Raw genomic sequence first — 17,552 nt, 5'->3', positions numbered from 1 at the left:
CGCAAGTTTGATCTCGGAACCACTTGATCGTCGAAACGTTGGAAACAGGGGCAATACTGCTCCGGTTTTAAAGGAACGTTCACCATGATCCGTATCCAAAATTCAGGTGTTGTTGCCGCGCTGGCCGTCAGTATGATGTTTGCAGCAGCCACAGCCCAAGCCGAAATGATGAAGTTTACCACCGAAATGACCGGCGCTGCCGAAGTGCCGCCAACTGACAGCGCTGCAACCGGAACCGCCGAAGTGACACTTGATACCGAAGCGAAAACTGTGACTTGGGTGTATACCCACGATGGCCTGAGCGGTGACATGACAGCGTCGCACATTCATGGCCCCGCAACCGCAACCGAATCCGCAGGACCGGTTATCGACACCACGGGTGAAACGATGAAAGGCTCGGCTCCGATCACCGATGCACAGGCGGCAGAACTGATGGCGGGCACCTATTACTTCAACGTTCACACGGAAAAGTTCCCCGATGGCGAAATTCGTGGTCAACTTGCGCTGATGAAATAGCGACCGGCATTTCCGCACGCTCTGCTTGCCTGCAGTGCGTGCGCGACTTCAGGGAAATCCAGATCTCAAACTGCAGACGGAACCCTATGACTACCGTCACGTTAATTAAGTGAAGCGGGTGGCAGGCCTGTCAATCAGACCTGACGGCACAAGGAACAGAGTGGTTTTTCTGATTTCCCGCCCTGACCAACGCAACGGTAGTCGAGCCTTTATCCCGTCTGCTTGTCGCCTGCTTCACTTTTGCTCCGCGACTGGATGAGCCCTTACCGAAAACAAGGATCGGCATCAGTTGATGATTTCGAACGCCGGGCCCTACTTCTGCCTGGGATCAATCAATTCAGCGCCAGCAACCACCATTCGCCCCTTGCGTGTTTCAATTACAGCAGTTGCCAATTCACGAGCGGCGTTGCGAACTTCACCCTGAATGTCCTTGTCCGCATCCAACGCCGCGTGGCTTGTCGCATATGGCTCCCAATAGCCGATGTAGCGATCAACCTCGGCGCTTGGCCCAGCAGGTATCAGCTTCATGAATTTCAGCCAATCCGACAACGACCGGCGCACGTTTTCAACGCCCGCAACATCGCCGTGCACCACCACGGAAAACGCTCGGCCCGCCAGATGGCGCGGATAGTCCCAGCCTGCCAGCTCGATCTTTTTGGCCAAGGATGCATCCTTGCCATCGGTCAGGGTCGGGTCGGGGTTGCCGCCATCGGCGCAAACCAGCCGGTCCATCATCAGCTTGATCGGCGAAGTAACCTGATACCAGTTGACCGGGGTTATGATCATCACGCCGTGGGCCGCAACCCACAACGGATATATGTCATTCATCCAGTCCTGCGTCTGCCCCATGGCGTGGTTTGGGTAGCACGAACAGGGCCAGTGACACAGTGGGGCTGCGGTGGAAAAGCACGCCTTGCAGGGGTGAATATTACGACCATATTCGGACGCGAGCCTTGACAGATCGAGGATGTCGACCTTCACCTTGAATTCCGTTTCAATCACCTCCTGCGCAATTTCGATCAGCCGAAAGCTTTTCGACATCTCGCCTGGGCAAGTGTGTTCAGACCGGGACGATCCGTTGATCAGCAGAATACGGGGGGTCTGCTTTTTGTCGTCGTGGCGCAGTTGTGCCGCCTTTACGGCCTCGTGTGCGGCAATCCAATTGACCGAAAGATCATATTTGGCGTTTGAAAAGCCCGGCCCGGCTTTTTGAGTGACCGGGCTTTTGCGCGATTTGTCATAGGCATCCCAGGCAATATCGACAACCTTGTCCAGTTCGGCCTGCACGCCACGAAAGGCCGGATCGAAGAACTGATCATTGTAGCGCTGTTTGAATTCGGCTTCGGCCAGTTGCGGGCTGGGCATGCCCTTGCGCGGTTTGATGGCTTTGCCCGGTTTTGGCGTCAAAGGCATGGCGGTCTTCCTTTCAATAAAGGGGTAGCTTGCCGGGAGGTGCCGAGAACCATCAGCCCTGCAACAGGGTCTCTCGTGCCCAGTACCGCAGGTTTTTACAGCCGTTCACAAACGCCTGAACCGAAGGAGCATCAGTCAACGCGCAAAAGGCATCGTCCTCTGCCCCGGCCAAACCGCAAACAGCTACAAGCGCGCTCGCATCTTCGGACCACCCCACATATTTGCAGTGCTGATGGGCATCCGACAGGAAAGCCTTTGCAGCCGCGGTCGTGGCCAAACTGTCTTTTCCGGGCAGTATTGCGACCGAGTCGAACAAGACCGATGGCGCGCCGCCGATCTTTTCATCCACCGTGTGCAGGTTGTTCTTGCTGCAGGTCACTCCGCCGATCCGGGGTGCGATAATCTTGATCAGGCCACCAGCATCAGCCACAGCTTTTTCCAGTGCCGCCAGCAGCGACCCGTCAAAACCGTCACTCAGCATCACGCCCATCACCCGGCCTTTGAAGCTTTCAGGCGGATTTGACTGGATGCTGAGTGCAGGCGAGGGTTTCAAGTCGGTGCGGGTCGGACGGGCGGCAGGGGCGGGGGCTGGCATCGCTTCAAGGCCCAACCCGTTACCGACATGCGCCGCCAAATCCTCGTCTACATTGCGCAAATGCGACACGATCCGCGCGCGGATACCGGGCTCGGCACATTTTGACAACTCAAACACCAGTGCCGCTGCGATATGGCCTTGTTCGCTGGGTGTCTGGCTGATGTAGAACTGCCGGGCCTGACTGTAATGGTCGGAAAAACTTTCGGGCCGCAGGCGGGCCTTGTCGCCAGATACCGACGAGAGGTAGCTGACATAGCCTTCCAATGGATGTGCGCGGGGGCCTTCCCCCCACCCGTTGGGTTCATAATTCACCCGGCCCTTGCGGTGGGCCGTCTGCATATGGCCGTCCTGCTGGTAATTGCTGACGGGGCAGCCCTTTGGCGCATTGACGGGGATTTTGGTAAAATTCGGTCCGCCAAGGCGTTTCAACTGAGTATCAAGGTAAGAGAAGTTTCGCCCTTGCAGCAGCGGGTCATCGGTAAAATCAATTCCCGGCACAACGTTCTGCGTGCAGAATGCCACCTGTTCGGTTTCGGCAAAGAAGTTCTCTACCGCGCGGTCAAGTTTCATCGTGCCGACGATCTGAATCGGGCAATCCTCTTCCGGGATCAGTTTGGTGGGGTCCAGCACATCAAAAGCAAAACCATCGGCAAACGCCTGATCGAACAGTTGCACACCCAGATCCCATTCGGGGTAATCGCCCCGATCAATCGCATCCCACAGATCGCGGCGGTGGCGGTCGGCATCGGCCCCATTGCTTTTGACCGCTTCGTCCCAGACCACGGATTGCAGGCCCATCTTGGGCTTCCAGTGAAATTTGACGAAGGTGGACACACCATCTACGGTCACAAACCGGAAGGTGTGAACGCCAAACCCCTCCATCGTGGTGAAGGATCTGGGGATTGCACGGTCAGACATGGCCCACATGATCGTATGCATCGCCTCAGGTGTCAGCGAAATGAAATCCCAGAAGTTGTCATGTGCAGACGCAGCTTGCGGAAAATCACGGTCCGGTTCCGGTTTGACGGAATGGATAAGGTCCGGAAACTTGATGGCGTCCTGAATGAAGAACACCGGCGCATTGTTGCCCACCAGATCCCAGTTTCCCTGATCAGTGTAGAACTTGACGGCAAAGCCCCGGATGTCGCGCGCAAGGTCAGGCGAGCCTTTGCTGCCCGCAACTGTGGAAAAGCGGACGAACACCTCGGTTTGTTTGCCAACTGAGGCAAAGGGAGCGGCGCGCGTTACATCAGCCATGGCGCGGGTGCAGGTGAAAGTGCCATGCGCACCATAGCCGCGCGCATGAACGACCCGTTCGGGGATGCGTTCGTGGTCAAAGTGAAAAATCTTTTCGCGCAATGCGAAATCTTCCAACAATGTCGGGCCCGGCGCGCCAGCCCGCAATGAATTCTGGTTGTCGGCAATCACCACGCCTTGCGCCGTGGTCAGGCGTTCGGTTCCCTCGACTGCGTGCTGCTGGATCTCGCCGCCCGTTCCACGGGCTGAAATCAGGTCATTGAGGTCTGACGATTGGGATGGCGTTTTCATGGACGTTCCTTTTCTGAATTTCAAAGGACGGAACCCTGGCCCGGCCCTGTGACAGCCCAGATCAACACGATCTGGTGTGACTTTCCGCTTCGCTGCTTTGAACGGTCGGCTTGGCTTCCACGGGTTTGGCCATTGCTGGTTCTGGCGCAGTTTTGGTGGCCTTTGCGTCTGCGTCCAATTCTTTGGAATCGCCGTGCAGAGCAGGCTTTTTGGCGGTTGGTTTTTGCATTGGGGCCTCCTGACGTTGGGCTCGCGTGATTTGCAAAATACCAACGCCGTTCGCCGCCAACCGTTCCACAACAGACGACGCCAGTTGCGCTTGAAGCGGGCAACACGTTATGGTCGGCCATAACCCGCCAAAACCAAATCAGGCCCAAATCTTTGGGAACGACAGCGACGCAACCACGTTGCCCTTTCGCCACGCAGGCATTCCGTCGCGCCTGGTGATCCAAGGATGTCGCAATGAAAACGAAACCACTTCCATCCCTTGTGCTAGCATCAACAGTCGCTTTCGCGCCGCCGCTTGCCGCAGTGGCTCAGACCGATGCAGCCGCAGGAGCCGTCGCCGCGACGACTGAGACGGAAACCAATGCCGAAAACGCGCGAAAAATGGCGACACCCGCGCCGGAAATGCAAGCCGTTCTCGACAAACTTGCAGAACTCGGTGCCAAGCCGCTGCATACGCTGACCCCAGATGAGGCGCGGGCGCAGCCAACCCCGGGTGATGCCGTCGCCGCAGTTATGGCAGACAAAGGCATCGAGGCAGGACCAGCTGCGGCGATTTCTACCCGTGATATCGTGATTCCGGGGCCCGCAGGTGATATCATGGCGCGGGTCTATACTCCGGCGGGAGACGGGCCATTTCCCGTTGTCGTCTATTATCACGGTGGCGGCTGGGTGATTGCCGACATCGACACCTATGACGCGTCGGCCCGGGCGCTGTCGCTTGGCGCAGAAGCGGTCGTGGTGTCATCGCACTATCGCCAGGGTCCGGAGAACGTGTTTCCGGCGGCGCATGACGATGCCTATGCGGCCTATATCTGGGCTGTCGAGAACTCAGGCAAATTAAACGGCGATGCGGCGCGCATGGCGATTGCAGGCGAAAGCGCAGGTGCCAATCTGGCGGCAAACGTGGCGATCATGGCGCGCGATGCCAAGATCACGCAGCCCTTGCATCAGCTTCTGGTCTATCCTGTCGCTGGCAATGACATGACCACGCCCTCTTATCTTGAAAATGCCGAAGCCGCTCCGCTTGGCAAGGCAGACATGGCCTGGTTCGTCGAGCATGCTTTTGCGAAAATGGACGACACCGCCGATCCGCGCATCGACCTGGTGGATCGCGATGATCTGCAAGGCCTGCCGCCTGCAACACTGATCACAGCGCAAATTGACCCGCTCCGTTCCGAAAGTATGGCGTATGGCGAGGCGCTGATCGCGGCGGGGGTAACTGTCGAGACGCGAAACTTTGACGCTGTAACCCATGAATTCTTCGGCATGGGGGCCGTTGTCCCACAGGCGGTTGAAGCTATGGACTTTGCAACCGCCAACTTGAAGGCAGCTTTCGCCAAGTAATGTTGTGAAAAAATTGCGGGGCCGCAACCTCTGCTGGGCCAGTAAACATCTCAAGCCGCAGCCGTTATGGTTGCGGCGTCTCGGGCACCACCCGCCAAACCTTATTCCCCACATCGTCTGCAACCAGCAGCGCCCCGGTGCGGTCGAACACAACACCCACAGGCCGACCCATCGCATCGCCGTCAGCGTCCAGGAATCCCGAAAGAATATCCTGCGGTGCTCCGGTCGGCGCACCGTCTTTGAACGGCACGAAGATCACCTTGTAGCCCGATGGCGGTTCGCGATTCCACGAGCCGTGCTGACCAACGAAAGCCCCACCTGCGTATTTGGCCGGAAACAGGCTGCCGGTGTTGAACGTCAGACCCAACGAGCCGGTGTGTGCGCCAAGGGCATAGTCCGGCACGATTGCACTCGCCACCAGATCGGGGCGTGGCGGCTGCGCGCGGTCGTCAATCGTCTGACCATAGTAACTGTAGGGCCAGCCATAGAACCCTCCATCGCGTAGCGAGGTCATGTAGTCAGGCACCAGATCACTGCCGATTTCGTCGCGCTCGTTCACCGCGACCCACAAACCGCCGCTGTCAGGTTGCCACGCCAACCCGTTGGGGTTGCGCAGACCCGACGCGAAAACGCGGCTAGCCCCGGATGCAAGGGTGATTTCCAGCACGGCGGCACGGTTTTCTTCGGCGGGTATTCCATTCTCTGCCACATTGCTGTTCGACCCAACCGTCGCATACAACCGTGCCCCATCCCGGCTTGCGATCAAGTCCTTGGTCCAGTGATGGTTGATCGGGCCTGCGGGCAAGGGGGCAACTATCGTGCCAGTTGCCTCGATGCTTGTTGCCCCGGTCACATAGGGAAATGCAATGACTGCATCTGTGTTCGCCACATAAAGTGTGCCTCCGATCAGAGCCATACCAAACGGCGAGTGGAGGTTGTCCAGAAAGACCGTTCGTATTTCGGCTTCCCCATCGTTGTCTGCATCGCGGACGAGGGAAATACGGTCCGCGCTGGGCACGCCCGCACCTGCCCGCGCCATGACCAGACCCATTACCCAGCCTTTCAGGCTGAACTTGGTGTCAGGTTTCGCCGGTGCGTTGCTTTCCACCACAAGCACGTCGCCGTTCGGAAGAACATGCAGCCAACGCGGGTGATCAAACCCGCCCGCAAATTCATTGACCGAGAAATCGTCGGTTGCAATCGGCGTCGTTCCATCCGGCCAGCCGACCGCCGGTGCTATGTTGACTGTCGGGATCAGGCCAGGGTTTGCGGCGGGCAAAACAGGGCGCGCGCCATAGCCTTCGGCCACTGAAACGGTCGCTCGTTCGCAGGAGGTCAACAACACGCCCGTCGAAACCAGAACAACGACCACGCCGCTGCCAAGCAAGATTTTCAACACACTTCACCCCTATCAATCGAACGGGCCGACTACAGCACTCGCCGCCCCGAATGTTTCCAGATGCTCGCACGCTGCCGCTGTAGGGTTTAGTGGTGGTGTTCGGGTAAGGCCTTGACTTGTTCCTTGGTCCAAGTAGTGGCCGCATGTACGTCGCCGTCTTCGTCACGCATAAACGTCAACTGGCTGGTGGTAAGTGCAACCGGTTTCGCGCCGATACCAAGAAAACCGCCAACATCAACGATCACTTGGGTGGCGGCTCCCATACCGTGAACATGTGACACCGTCCCGATTTTTTGATCGTCAGCGCCGTAGACGACGGAATCGAGCAAGTATTCCTCATTGAGTTCGCTGTCGACAAGCAGTGCGTGTGATGAATGATCCATTTGGTAGGTCTCCTTGGGTTCAGACAAGAGCTAAAATGCTCTTATCAGCAACGCGCAAGTTCACATTGCGTTCCGCTGTTGCCGCCGCAAAACAGGATATAGCCATCTGATGGGAAAGGCATAACCCAAATCGAAAAGGGGTAATTCACACGTCCCTGTGCGCAGAAATTCCGCAGCATAGCCAACAGTCAACCACTGCAGGTTACATACCTTTAGAATTTGCGGGCTGGCATCGCTGTCCTGACTTTGAGATAGGACAAGATGTCGGACGGCCCCGAAAGCAACTGTCTCCGCTGGAGTTTCCGCCAGTTGTGCGGCGGTATTGGCCCGGATCTATCATCACTGATTGGCGCGTATCGGATGCCGCTGCATTGATCGACCCATCGCCATGAACCATCAGCCGTCCCGTCTTGGGGGCCTTTTGGATCGCTCCGCGCGACAGTCCGGAGTGACTGGAGTATTCGCGCTCGCTCATCCCGTCCATTCTGTCGTGCGCCTCTCGTAAAGTAATGATATTGCTTGTTATTCAGTTGATTACACTCCGGGAAAGAGCGAATCTGATTACACGAAAACGATGCATCTCACCCCGGAGACCACGCCGTGACCGCCAAGACCGCAGCCGCCGCCAAAGCCCCGAGCGAAACCCTGCTGCTGGAAATCGCAGCCAAGCACTTCCGCCTGGAAACACTGGAAACCCGAAACAGCGACGGCCTCGACTTCCACGATGTCGCGGTCTGGTCGATCCGCGCTGCACTGGAAGCGGCTTTCGCCGCTGGTCAAGCCGCAACGCGCTGAACAGGAGCACAGCGATGAACACCCGCCGCACCACTGCCAATTCCAAAGTCCTGACCGCATTCCTGACAGCTAAGATCGAGATCGACGCGATGCTGGAACGCCTCAAGTCCCTCAGCGACGACCATTTCGACACCCACCCCGACGCTATCAACTGGGGCCACGTCGGCAATTTGAACCATTACGCCAGCCTGCTTCGCCAGATCACCGACAGCGCCTTCAAGGAGGGCGAGCATGCCGATTGATCCCGCCCAGCGCCATCAGAAGGAACACGATGCCATCACCGCCGCATGGGAGGCCGAACGCCTCGCCACCTGCGACGACGCCATCGCGCTCTTATGCGAGATCGCCGATCTGGAGCGCGACGATGATGGCGATGTAATCCTCGGGGCGGACGCAGATGGCCACAACGATTTGCTGTCGCGCATTGCAGACTTCCTTGCCGAACACGACCAGTAAGAGGAACCCAACATGACCAAACTCACCGAAACTCAGACCATCATCCTCAGCGCCGGGGCGAAGCGCGCGGACAACATCGCCATGCCGCTGCCCAATGGGTTGGCTGGTGCTGCGGCGAAAATGGCGGTCAACAAGATGATCGAACATGGCTGGCTGCAGGAAGTCGACGCCAACCTACGCCGGAATGAGCCGCTTTGGCGAGAAACCGGTGACGGGCACGGCACCACGCTGGTGGTGACGGACGCGGGGCTACTGGCCGTCGGGATCGAGCCGGTGGTCGTGAAGACGGTGATCGCCACAGCCGAACATCCGTTTGAGGTGCCGAAGCCTATGCCGTCGGCCCAGCGCGTCGGAACGAAACAGGCCATGTTGATCGCGATGCTTCAAGCACCCGAAGGTGCCACCATCACCGAAATCGTCGCGGCGACGGGATGGTTGGCTCATACTGCGAGGGGGACGATATCGGGTGCGCTGGGCAAAAAACTGGGGCTAATTGTGACTTCGGCGAAGGAGGAAGGCAGAGGGCGGGTTTATCGGATCCTGATATCCCAATAGAGTTGATCCAACCGCCGCTTTAAGCAACTCCTTTGGTCGTCCGTTTCGGGATTTTGCGGCGCGGCTGCGTATGTGCTGAGATGGGGGACTGGATCAGGCAATGCATTTCAGATGCAGTGGTGACCGCTACGCTCCATTACTGTTTTGATTGAGCGCAAAGCGGGGATCAGTCCACACCGTATTCCAGCATCTTCTCCAGACCTTCGGTCAGGAACTCGCCCACTTCCGGCTGTCCAAGCAGATAGCGGCTGACAAGGCCGTCATGTTGTTGGCGCGCGAGGGCTTTGGTCGCCTCCCATTCTTGAGGTTCCGCATCGCCGCGACCGATCCAGAACAGGGCGACCAGCGCATCTTTCTGTTCGTCATTCATGCTCTCAATCTCTTGCGTGATCTCGTCGCGGCTCAGATCGCCCGGCGTTTCCTGCAAGGTTTCTGCCACCTCGTCGTCCGTGGCATTGCCGCCAAGATCGTCAACATCCATCCCCTCTTTGGCCATCACGGCGTTGAAGCGCAGCACCAGTTCTTCAATCTCGGCATCGTCAAACGGAAGTGCGGGCATGGGTAACTCCTGTGCAATTGGGGTCTTGAGGAAAGTGCTTTGCAGCTTTTCAGATCAGGCAGGGCCGCAAAGCCGCCGGTCACGGCTCAGGCCAGCAACGCAGCCAACGCAAGCGCGGCCTCTTTGGACGAGGCCGGGTTTTGCCCGGTGATCAGTTTGCCATCGACAACGACATGCGACGCCCAGTCGGCACCCTTGGAGTAGACGCCGCCGTTCGCCACCAGCATATCTTCAACCAGAAACGGCACCACTTCGGTCAAACCAGCCGCAGCCTCTTCGGTATTGGTGAACCCGGTGACATTGCGGCCCGATACCAGCGGGTTGCTATCGGCTGCCTTGGTGTGGCGAAAGATTGCGGGCGCGTGGCAAACTGCGGCGATGGGTTTGCCGCCTTGGGCAAAATACTCGATCAGTTGGATGCTGACCGGGTCTTCGGCCAGATCCCACAGCGGTCCATGGCCGCCGGGGTAAAACACGGCATCGAAGTCGGCCAGATCAAGGTCTGACAGCTTGATCGTGTTGGCCAGTGCCGCTTGTGCGGCGGCATCGCCCTTGAATCGCCGCGTGTCGTCGGTCTGGGCGTCGGGGGCATCGCTTGTGGGGTCTAGCGGAGGCTGGCCGCCTTTTGGCGAGGCCAGCGTGATTGTAGCCCCCGCTTCCGACAGGACATAATAGGGTGCTGCAAACTCTTCCAGCCAGAAGCCGGTTTTCTTGCCGGTATCGCCCAGCGTGTCATGCGAGGTCAGGACCATCAGGATATTCATGCGCGGTTTTCCTTGTTCTCTATCATCTGCGATGGCCCGACACGGACCACCCGCTTGCCAAAGTTTTCACCGCGCAACAGGCCGATAAAGGCTTGTGGCGCGGCCTTCAGCCCTTCGATCATCTCCTCAACGTACTGTATTTGACCTGCCGCCAGCCATGCGCCCATCGCTTTGGCAAATTCGGGATATAGGTGCCCAAAGTCCTGAAAGATGATAAACCCGCGCATCGTCAGCCGCTTGCGCAGGATCTGGCCCATCAGCAAAGATAGCCGGTCTGGCCCTTCAGGCAGGCTTGTTGCGTTGTATTGCGAGACAAGGCCGCAGACAGGCACGCGGGCGCGCGCGTTCAGCAGAGGCAGGACCGCGTCAAACACCGCGCCACCGACGTTTTCAAAATAGACGTCGATGCCTTTGGGCGCCGCCGTCCGCAGCTTTGTGGCGAAGTCGGCAGATTTGTGGTCGATACAGGCGTCAAACCCCAACGATGCCACTGCATAGTCGCATTTCTCGGCCCCGCCTGCGATGCCTACCACATGACAGCCCATCAGCCGGGCAATCTGGCCCACCGTCGCCCCGACAGGCCCGGTTGCGGCGGCCACACAAACCGTTTCGTCGGACTTCGGCACCCCGATTTGCGTCAAGCCCGCCCAGGCCGTAAAGCCCGGCATCCCCAAAATCCCCAGTGCCCAAGACGGATGCGCCATGCCTGCATCCAGCAAGGTGACGCCCACGCCATCGGACAGGGCATAGTCCTGCCAACCGTTGAAACACAGCACCCGGTCGCCCGCGCTGAAACCGGCCACATGCGATGTGACGACCTGTGCAACCGTGCCGCCCTCCATCACGCCGCCAACGGCCACCGGGGCGGCATAGGAGGGCGCGTCGCTCATCCGGCCACGCATGTACGGGTCGAGCGACAGATAGTCTGTGCGCAACAGCATCTGTCCCGGCCCCGGCGTTGGAATTGGGGTCGAATCGAACCGCAAAGTGGACAATGTCGGCTCGCCTTTCGGGCGCTCGGCCAAAACGAACCGGCGGTTCTGGGTATCTGTCTGCAACATCATCAACTCCTGCTGAACTTGGCGGATATCTGGCACGGCTTGCCCGTTTTTCGGCGGCCCAAGGGCGAGCTTCTACCTCACCTTCAGAAAATTCCCGCCGCCTATGGCCGCGTCGGCTGGCTTTGTCGGGCCGTAGTGGCTGGCCATATCCGCCTCAAAAGCCGCGTCGATCCGGCGGTCCGCGTCATATGCCGGACTGGTTCGGATACGGTCGCGGGTGACGCCCAGGTAGATCAGCTGCTCGGTCCAGCGGATGGATTGCGTTGATCGTGGCGAGATCAGAACTTCTTTGCCCTGCCACCAGTTGCTGGTGTTGACGATCAGATAGCGCAGCGACCAATCCGTATCCTCGATCAACACATCCAACAGATGGCCAATGTCGCCATCGGTGGCATGAATGTGATAGCCGCTGATCTCGGTCACACTGCGCAGGTTGGCGTCTTCGTTTTGACGCATCATCTGGGCGATTTCTTCCTCACGCCGTTCCATTTCCAGAGACGGCGCCATCGGCACCATGCCACCCCAATAAGCGAAACCGCTCATATAAAGATCGGTCCCCCAATAGGGGCTGAAGCCATAATAGTCATAGGCGCTGGATTCGAACTGACGCGACACCGGACGGTGGGTGTCGACATCCGGGCTGCCCTTGACCTGCGCCATCGTCAGGTTGACCGGGAAGATATGCGCCGCTGTGTTGGGATGACCAAGTGCGGACCCCGGGATCAGAACGCGGTGGTCCGCCCACCAGTTGCCCGTCTCAACCACCACCAATCGCACCGTCCGGCTGGCATCATCAAACAGCAAATCAACCACTTTCCCCCAAGGTGCCATCGCTGGCCTTTACATCGTAACCAGTTGTATCCGTTGCCCTGATTAACATGGGTTCAACTCCTTTGGCGCGATGCGCCTTGTACAAATTCGCTCATGGAATAGTTCGGTTATGGGTTCGGGCTGTGCGCGACACAACGGGGCAGGCGCAAGCAGGGCAGAACTACCATCCAATGACAACGCATTGCGGGCGATATCGTTCCTGGCTTTTTTGATGCAGGTTGGCCTTGCCAGCGCAACAGACTGTCCTGCATGGCCGCAGCGGCCATCAAGGGGAACCCGATCCTGACCAGCGCGTTGATCCTCCATGAAGGAGGAAATTGCCATGACCAAACAGAACCTCGACAATCTGGCTGACGACACGAAGTTCAACGTTCAGGCCGAAGCGCAGAAGCAAAAAATGAACCACGCTGCAACAAAACATGCTGGCAAGATAAAGGGCAATACCGAGCCCAATGCTGGTGGCGCGAACCGCGAAGCGGGGGATCGCAAGGCGCGGATGAATGACCGGGCAACAAACGGCGGGGAGTGATTTCAGCGTTTTGGCCCGCAGCAATCCCGCAAAGTTCATTCGCGCCATCATCGTCGACTGGTGGAAACCGGAGGACGAAAGATGAGATCAATTCAGCTTCAGCTTCTGCTGCCGCTACTCTTGTCCGCCTGTGTCGAACCTGTGCCGTCAGTTTCAGATCGTCCGATGGACGAGGTACCTGTTCAGATGCTCCTTTCGAGCGGCGACCGGGAATATCGGTTTGCCAATGGATGTGTGATCGTTCTGCAGCCGGACCGGGCAATAGTTTTGACGGAAAGTGAAGTTTGCGAGCTGTTTCACCGTGACATTGCCTTGCTCTATGCCTCGGCTGATTGACTCACCCATCGTTAGCGAGAAGTTCAGGTGACGCATGAAAACTGAGCCGAAAACTGATTTAACAGGGAAAGGGCAAGCGATGGCAATTGCGAAGAGCACAATCTGCGTATGGTACGACAAGGACGCCGAAGCGGCGGCGCGCTTCTCCGCCGAGACTTTTCCTGAGAGCGCGGTCGGCGCAGTCCACCTTGCCCCAAGCGATTATCCGTCCGGTAAAGCTGGCGACGTGCTGACGGTCGATTTCACTGTAGCAGGTATCCCTTGCCTCGGGTTGAACGGCGGCACCGCGTTCAAACACAGTGAGGCGTTTTCGTTCCAGATCGCCACCGACGACCAGGCCGAAACCGATCGCTACTGGAATGCCATCGTCGGCAATGGCGGGCAGGAGAGTGCCTGCGGCTGGTGCAAGGACAGATGGGGCATCTCTTGGCAAATCACGCCGCGCGCTCTGACCGAGGCGATGGCGGCTGGTGGCGCTGAAGCAAAGCGCGCGTTCGAGGCCATGATGGATATGAAGAAAATCGACGTCGCAGCGATTGAGTCCGCCCGCCGGGGCTAACTGACTTGTTGCCGCGGGAAGGGCTTCTGGACGACTATGTCGGTCGCGCCTACGTTCCAAATGATTGCGCCGCCACGGGCGGGCACGGCCGAAAAATCGCGACGCATTGTGGCTTTGCGGGGGTGGATTCCGGAGTGGGTGGCTTCCACCAAGTGGATTTGCTGGCTTCCGCAAACTGGCTCAGGTGGCTTCCGCAAAAGAATCCAGCACGGCCAGATCGTGATTTAATAAGATATTGATATTGCTACTTTTTACGCAAGATTTTTCACCAAGTGGATTCCGCCTGGATTCCCCGGTGAAAAAGCTAGACGCTAGCGAAATGCCGCGCTGCGCCCCCCCGTATACAAACAGGGCCGAGGAGGAACCATGCCAGGGGGGCCTCGTGGCGTGTCCGTTTAGTGGCATTTAATTGAGCGCATGATTGCATCCTGTGGGGATGTTCAATTGACCAAAAATTCGCGATCTAGCGTTGTTCGCTGTCATCAAGAGTTTCGATTGCGGGGCCAGGCCCGCCGGACAAATTGGCTTGCCGCATTTGCTGCAATTTTGCGCTCGCTATCTCCGCATTTTTTACGGCACGCTCTTGATCTGCCATTTCATCGATGACAACTTTTTGAAGCGAAACAATGTCCAAGTCTCGCCACACAACGTAGCCGAACCGAAGTATGGAGAGCACGACCAGAAAGCCAGTGGCGGCAGAGACCATGCGACCCCATACCTCATCGAGACTTGCCAACCAAACTGAAGTGCTCCCGATAGAAAAAGCCATGATTAGAAGAAGCATCAGCAACGCCAGAAGACCGGCGTATTCTCGCGAAACATCAACAAGTTGACCGGTTAGTAATTTTCTTTTCTCGATCGGAACCGTTTTCCAATCCAATGTTGGCATCCCACGGGCGAGACGAACGAGGACAGCGGCGATGAAGATTGAAAGAGCGCTGGTCATCTGAGAAAGGGTGAGGGGAAGTTGCGCGAAGGTAACCCACCGCCAGAAGCAGTAGGCCGCAATTGCCGGTAGCAAGATGTGCAGCAACCTCATCATTTTATGGATCGATCTTCTTGTCTTCTACAAAGCGCTCATAGACTTTCTGCAACTGGTCCGCCACGTTGTCAAAATCGAGCAGGGTCCCGCCTTCCACCGGCAGAGCGAATGGCATGTCGGTTCGGAGGATGACGTCCCCAGACTTGATCTTGCCATCCTTACCTTCGACCGTCACCTCTGCATCCGTTGTGTCGGCGATCTCATGCGCGATTTTCCGGATGCGTTCACGAGATTGTTCAGTTCGGCTGCCAGACACGCGAACTTCACCGCTAGCAGACAGATATTCATCCGGCCCAAGACTGTCGGCTAGACTTTTGGCTCGCTGCTTTCCCAGAATGGCTTCGACCAGCGGCATGGCGAGTGCCGAAACTTGATGCTCGCTCTTGACCCTTCTGCTCGTCGGGCGCTTTTTTTCGTCGTCATCTACCGAGACTGGCAAACCTCGAGGAGAACTGCCAGAAATGCGCAGATTTTTAATTTCTCCTATGCCCTTGTCACCCGTTTTCGACACGTCAACCTCAACGAGGAAGGACTCGACCGTTCGAACTACACCACGCTTCGCAGCAACTGATTTGACGAGCCATTCCAGATAGGACTGCACAAAACGCGAGGAAAGGGCGTTCAGCTGAATGAAGAAAAGGTTGTTTCCTATGCTGAGCCAATACGCAGTTCCACGTATAAACTGGCTATTGGCTGGGGCATGGGCTTCCGAAAGATCAAAGACTGTTGCCACCGTTTTGTTTGACAATTTCAGTTGCTTGGTCGAACGCCGAAGCATCGCTTGGAGATCGTTGGGGAGAACAAGACAGATCTCGCCAAAAACCGCGGTGGTTAGATCAGCCACCCGGTTCATCAAGACCTGCTTCTGGACGTCGCCATCCGAAACGCTCATTACACGATCATCCGGACGCATCGATAGCGCTTGGCCGTGCGAGTCCATCGCTTCCAGAGCCTCTCGGCACAGCTGCTCGAACGAAAGTTCTCCAGCCTTGGCTTCTATCCGGCGATAATGAACTTTGTGGTAGCGGTAGTTTGGCTTCGTCATTGCTTACTGATTGCCTCGCTGCTCAATTGGTGGACCCTTCGCTTAGTGAGAATTTTCGGAACGTTATGCTCAGAGTGCAGAAAAATACAGCATCTTATGGTTGTGAACGATTTTCGATTTCCCCCCTACCTTAGCGCAACTTAGTACGCCTTTCGCGGTCAGAAGTTTTCTGCTGGCAGCCTGACTGTGGACACTCGGTCGATGAACACCCACCTTCACCCGGATTGTCATATCCCGCCCAACCCATCATCAAACGTCGCGACCAGCCCCAGCAGCTTGTCGATGATCCGCTCAGTGATTTTCTTGCGCTCTAGGATCTTGGGCTTTTGCTCCAGAACGTCGATGACCGCTTCCCGCAAGGGCGGTTTCCCAGCCCAGAGACTGCAACCGTTTGACTAGACCTGTTTCAAGCTGCGCTTCGGATTGAATCATGAAAAATGCCTCAGGGCGAAATCGAATAAACGGCAGAGTGGGCAAGATCCTTGATCATGTCGATCCGGGAGCCGTTCCAATGATAGCTGATGTGCCGCCCCTGAACGGGTGGGGCCATGACATCGGGGTAGAAGGCGACGAAACAGGTGCCGCCGGGGTTGCGGACTGAGGGATAGACGATCCCGTCCGATCCGGCAGCCTTCGCGCTGCGCGCAAACGCCTGCGACGCGCCATAGTAGTCGGGGGCCAGCAACGCGGGGAAGTCGGTGCGAATGTCGGTGAGCGTGGCGTCGATACGTCCCACCAGTTCGCGCTTGTCGGCGATCCAGCCGGGCACCTCATGCGTCACGGCACAAAATATCTGCGTGTGATGCACGGTCTCGAACAGCGCGGTCTCGAAGCTCTCGCCAGCGTAGAACCCGCCAAAGGTGCCATCGTGAAACCGCCCCGGATGGTCGGGGCTGACATGGGTGAAAGGTGCCATGACATATGACGCGCCTGGTCCGCCGACCCGCCGTCCGGGCGGGACCAGATCAAGATTTCCGATGGTCTGGGCAATCCGTGGGTTGGTCTTACCCTCGCCCGCGCCGATCAGCAGCCAGTCGGCGGGGTCGGAGATATCCTCGAATAGGTCGATTGGCGGATAGGCGGAATTGATCAGCCGATGATACCGGTCCCATGTTAGCCGCACCAAAGGGACGTCGGGCGGCGCTGCTACCACGGGCTGCGCATCGCATCGAGATAGCGGCGCACGCGCATGATGTCGGTCAACTGACCGTGCAGCATCACGTCAAGTGCCGGGGCCCCGCCAAAGACGTCATTGGGTCGCTTGATCCAGCCGTAGCCGCGGACGGGTTCTTTGAACAGCAGGCGCAGTGCCTTGTGGATGCCCATCAAGTTCGACAGGCGCGCGGCCGTGTCCACACCGGCGCGGCCCAGATCGCCCGCCTTCCAGCGCCGGAAGGTGCGGACCGAGATATCGCCCATCAGCACCGCCGCCTGATCGTCAGTGATATCCCACTTCTCGGCCAGATTGACAAAAGCGCGCTGCATCGCCTGCACCTCGACCGGGGTGATCTGCTGCACGGGCGGCACCGGGGGCTGTTCGATCAGGTGTAGCTGTGGCATGCGCTTCCTCCTGTGGCATATGGCAGGTATATTC

General features: G+C 57.9%; 22 protein-coding genes and 1 pseudogene. 9 read left to right on the top strand and 14 right to left on the bottom strand.

The features are described 5' to 3' along the window. Positions 1-84: 84 nt before the first annotated feature. Entirely contained in the window at positions 85-516 is a 432-nt protein-coding gene (locus ACP7AP_RS13705; RefSeq protein ID WP_426034770.1) for a CHRD domain-containing protein, read from the top strand. Positions 517-828: 312 nt separating this feature from the next. On the opposite strand, the gene ACP7AP_RS13700 is transcribed toward ACP7AP_RS13705, so the two are convergent. Beyond that, positions 829-1,929: a flavodoxin family protein gene (locus tag ACP7AP_RS13700; protein WP_426034769.1), complete on the bottom strand. Its 1,101-nt coding sequence runs from the start codon at positions 1,927-1,929 to the stop codon at positions 829-831. 52 nt (positions 1,930-1,981) lie between these two features. Then, a complete protein-coding gene (locus ACP7AP_RS13695; RefSeq protein ID WP_426034768.1) occupies positions 1,982-4,072 on the bottom strand; it encodes a catalase in 2,091 nt (696 codons plus the stop codon). Between the two features lie 462 nt (positions 4,073-4,534). On the opposite strand from ACP7AP_RS13695, the gene ACP7AP_RS13690 reads away from it, so the two are divergent. After that, positions 4,535-5,644, top strand: a complete 1,110-nt coding sequence (locus ACP7AP_RS13690; RefSeq protein WP_426034767.1) for an alpha/beta hydrolase — start codon at positions 4,535-4,537, stop codon at positions 5,642-5,644. Positions 5,645-5,708: 64 nt separating this feature from the next. On the opposite strand, the gene ACP7AP_RS13685 is transcribed toward ACP7AP_RS13690, so the two are convergent. The 3 genes and pseudogenes from ACP7AP_RS13685 to ACP7AP_RS13675 form a co-directional block, all read right to left on the bottom strand. Beyond that, positions 5,709-7,043, bottom strand: a complete 1,335-nt coding sequence (locus tag ACP7AP_RS13685; RefSeq protein ID WP_426034766.1) for a PQQ-dependent sugar dehydrogenase — start codon at positions 7,041-7,043, stop codon at positions 5,709-5,711. An 86-nt stretch (positions 7,044-7,129) separates the two neighbouring features. Then, a complete protein-coding gene (locus ACP7AP_RS13680) occupies positions 7,130-7,426 on the bottom strand; it encodes a PRC-barrel domain containing protein (protein WP_426034765.1) in 297 nt (98 codons plus the stop codon). Positions 7,427-7,656: 230 nt separating this feature from the next. Continuing rightward, positions 7,657-7,910: pseudogene (locus ACP7AP_RS13675) on the bottom strand (hypothetical protein); the annotation flags it as partial. Between the two features lie 116 nt (positions 7,911-8,026). Here ACP7AP_RS13675 and ACP7AP_RS13670 point away from each other — a divergent pair. Genes ACP7AP_RS13670 through ACP7AP_RS13655 form a run of 4 tightly spaced genes read left to right on the top strand, consistent with a single transcriptional unit; the run spans position 8,027 to position 9,232 of the window. Continuing rightward, positions 8,027-8,221: a DUF6900 domain-containing protein gene (locus tag ACP7AP_RS13670; RefSeq protein ID WP_426034764.1), complete on the top strand. Its 195-nt coding sequence runs from the start codon at positions 8,027-8,029 to the stop codon at positions 8,219-8,221. Positions 8,222-8,235: 14 nt separating this feature from the next. Beyond that, the gene (locus ACP7AP_RS13665; RefSeq protein ID WP_426034763.1) at positions 8,236-8,463 is read left to right on the top strand and encodes a hypothetical protein; all 228 of its coding nucleotides are present in this window, start codon (positions 8,236-8,238) and stop codon (positions 8,461-8,463) included. Further along, positions 8,453-8,677: a hypothetical protein gene (locus ACP7AP_RS13660; RefSeq protein ID WP_426034762.1), complete on the top strand. Its 225-nt coding sequence runs from the start codon at positions 8,453-8,455 to the stop codon at positions 8,675-8,677. The genes ACP7AP_RS13665 and ACP7AP_RS13660 overlap by 11 nt, the downstream gene beginning before the upstream one ends. A gap of 12 nt (positions 8,678-8,689) precedes the next feature. Beyond that, complete coding sequence (locus tag ACP7AP_RS13655; RefSeq protein WP_426034761.1) at positions 8,690-9,232, top strand: DUF3489 domain-containing protein; 543 nt, start codon at positions 8,690-8,692, stop codon at positions 9,230-9,232. Positions 9,233-9,398: 166 nt separating this feature from the next. On the opposite strand, the gene ACP7AP_RS13650 is transcribed toward ACP7AP_RS13655, so the two are convergent. The 4 genes from ACP7AP_RS13650 to ACP7AP_RS13635 all read right to left on the bottom strand — a co-directional run bounded on the left by ACP7AP_RS13650 (position 9,399) and on the right by ACP7AP_RS13635 (position 12,447). After that, positions 9,399-9,791 carry a DUF3775 domain-containing protein gene (locus tag ACP7AP_RS13650; protein WP_426034760.1) on the bottom strand — a complete coding sequence of 131 codons (393 nt, stop codon included), beginning with the start codon at positions 9,789-9,791 and terminating at the stop codon, positions 9,399-9,401. A gap of 86 nt (positions 9,792-9,877) precedes the next feature. Next, positions 9,878-10,555 (bottom strand): type 1 glutamine amidotransferase domain-containing protein, encoded by a 678-nt coding sequence (locus ACP7AP_RS13645; RefSeq protein ID WP_426034759.1) that lies wholly within the window; start codon positions 10,553-10,555, stop codon positions 9,878-9,880. Beyond that, positions 10,552-11,616, bottom strand: a complete 1,065-nt coding sequence (locus ACP7AP_RS13640) for an NADP-dependent oxidoreductase (RefSeq protein ID WP_426034758.1) — start codon at positions 11,614-11,616, stop codon at positions 10,552-10,554. The genes ACP7AP_RS13645 and ACP7AP_RS13640 overlap by 4 nt, the downstream gene beginning before the upstream one ends. Before the next feature lie 72 nt (positions 11,617-11,688). Beyond that, positions 11,689-12,447, bottom strand: coding sequence for a PRC-barrel domain-containing protein (locus ACP7AP_RS13635; RefSeq protein WP_426034757.1), 759 nt, complete (start codon positions 12,445-12,447; stop codon positions 11,689-11,691). A gap of 322 nt (positions 12,448-12,769) precedes the next feature. On the opposite strand from ACP7AP_RS13635, the gene ACP7AP_RS13630 reads away from it, so the two are divergent. The 3 genes from ACP7AP_RS13630 (at position 12,770) to ACP7AP_RS13620 (ending at position 13,871) form a co-directional block, all read left to right on the top strand. Beyond that, positions 12,770-12,976 (top strand): hypothetical protein, encoded by a 207-nt coding sequence (locus ACP7AP_RS13630; RefSeq protein WP_426034756.1) that lies wholly within the window; start codon positions 12,770-12,772, stop codon positions 12,974-12,976. Between the two features lie 81 nt (positions 12,977-13,057). Continuing rightward, on the top strand, positions 13,058-13,312 hold the full coding sequence (locus ACP7AP_RS13625) for a hypothetical protein (protein ID WP_426034755.1): 255 nt from the start codon (positions 13,058-13,060) through the stop codon (positions 13,310-13,312). Positions 13,313-13,391: 79 nt separating this feature from the next. Then, a complete protein-coding gene (locus ACP7AP_RS13620; RefSeq protein ID WP_426034809.1) occupies positions 13,392-13,871 on the top strand; it encodes a VOC family protein in 480 nt (159 codons plus the stop codon). Between the two features lie 463 nt (positions 13,872-14,334). On the opposite strand, the gene ACP7AP_RS13615 is transcribed toward ACP7AP_RS13620, so the two are convergent. The 5 genes from ACP7AP_RS13615 to ACP7AP_RS13595 all read right to left on the bottom strand — a co-directional run bounded on the left by ACP7AP_RS13615 (position 14,335) and on the right by ACP7AP_RS13595 (position 17,518). Continuing rightward, positions 14,335-14,913 (bottom strand): hypothetical protein, encoded by a 579-nt coding sequence (locus ACP7AP_RS13615; protein WP_426034754.1) that lies wholly within the window; start codon positions 14,911-14,913, stop codon positions 14,335-14,337. A gap of 1 nt (position 14,914) precedes the next feature. Continuing rightward, positions 14,915-15,958: a hypothetical protein gene (locus tag ACP7AP_RS13610; RefSeq protein ID WP_426034753.1), complete on the bottom strand. Its 1,044-nt coding sequence runs from the start codon at positions 15,956-15,958 to the stop codon at positions 14,915-14,917. 227 nt (positions 15,959-16,185) lie between these two features. Next, the gene (locus ACP7AP_RS13605; protein ID WP_426034752.1) at positions 16,186-16,317 is read right to left on the bottom strand and encodes a hypothetical protein; all 132 of its coding nucleotides are present in this window, start codon (positions 16,315-16,317) and stop codon (positions 16,186-16,188) included. 83 nt (positions 16,318-16,400) lie between these two features. After that, positions 16,401-17,111, bottom strand: a complete 711-nt coding sequence (locus tag ACP7AP_RS13600; protein ID WP_426034751.1) for an RES family NAD+ phosphorylase — start codon at positions 17,109-17,111, stop codon at positions 16,401-16,403. Then, entirely contained in the window at positions 17,105-17,518 is a 414-nt protein-coding gene (locus tag ACP7AP_RS13595) for an MbcA/ParS/Xre antitoxin family protein (protein WP_426034750.1), read from the bottom strand. Before ACP7AP_RS13595 ends, ACP7AP_RS13600 begins: the two co-directional genes overlap by 7 nt. Between the last annotated feature and the right edge of the window lie 34 nt (positions 17,519-17,552).

Origin of the sequence: Cypionkella sp. TWP1-2-1b2 (assembly GCF_049896245.1) — a bacterium.
Classification (GTDB): Bacteria; Pseudomonadota; Alphaproteobacteria; order Rhodobacterales; family Rhodobacteraceae; genus Cypionkella.
This window is presented reverse-complemented; position numbering and strand designations above follow the sequence as displayed.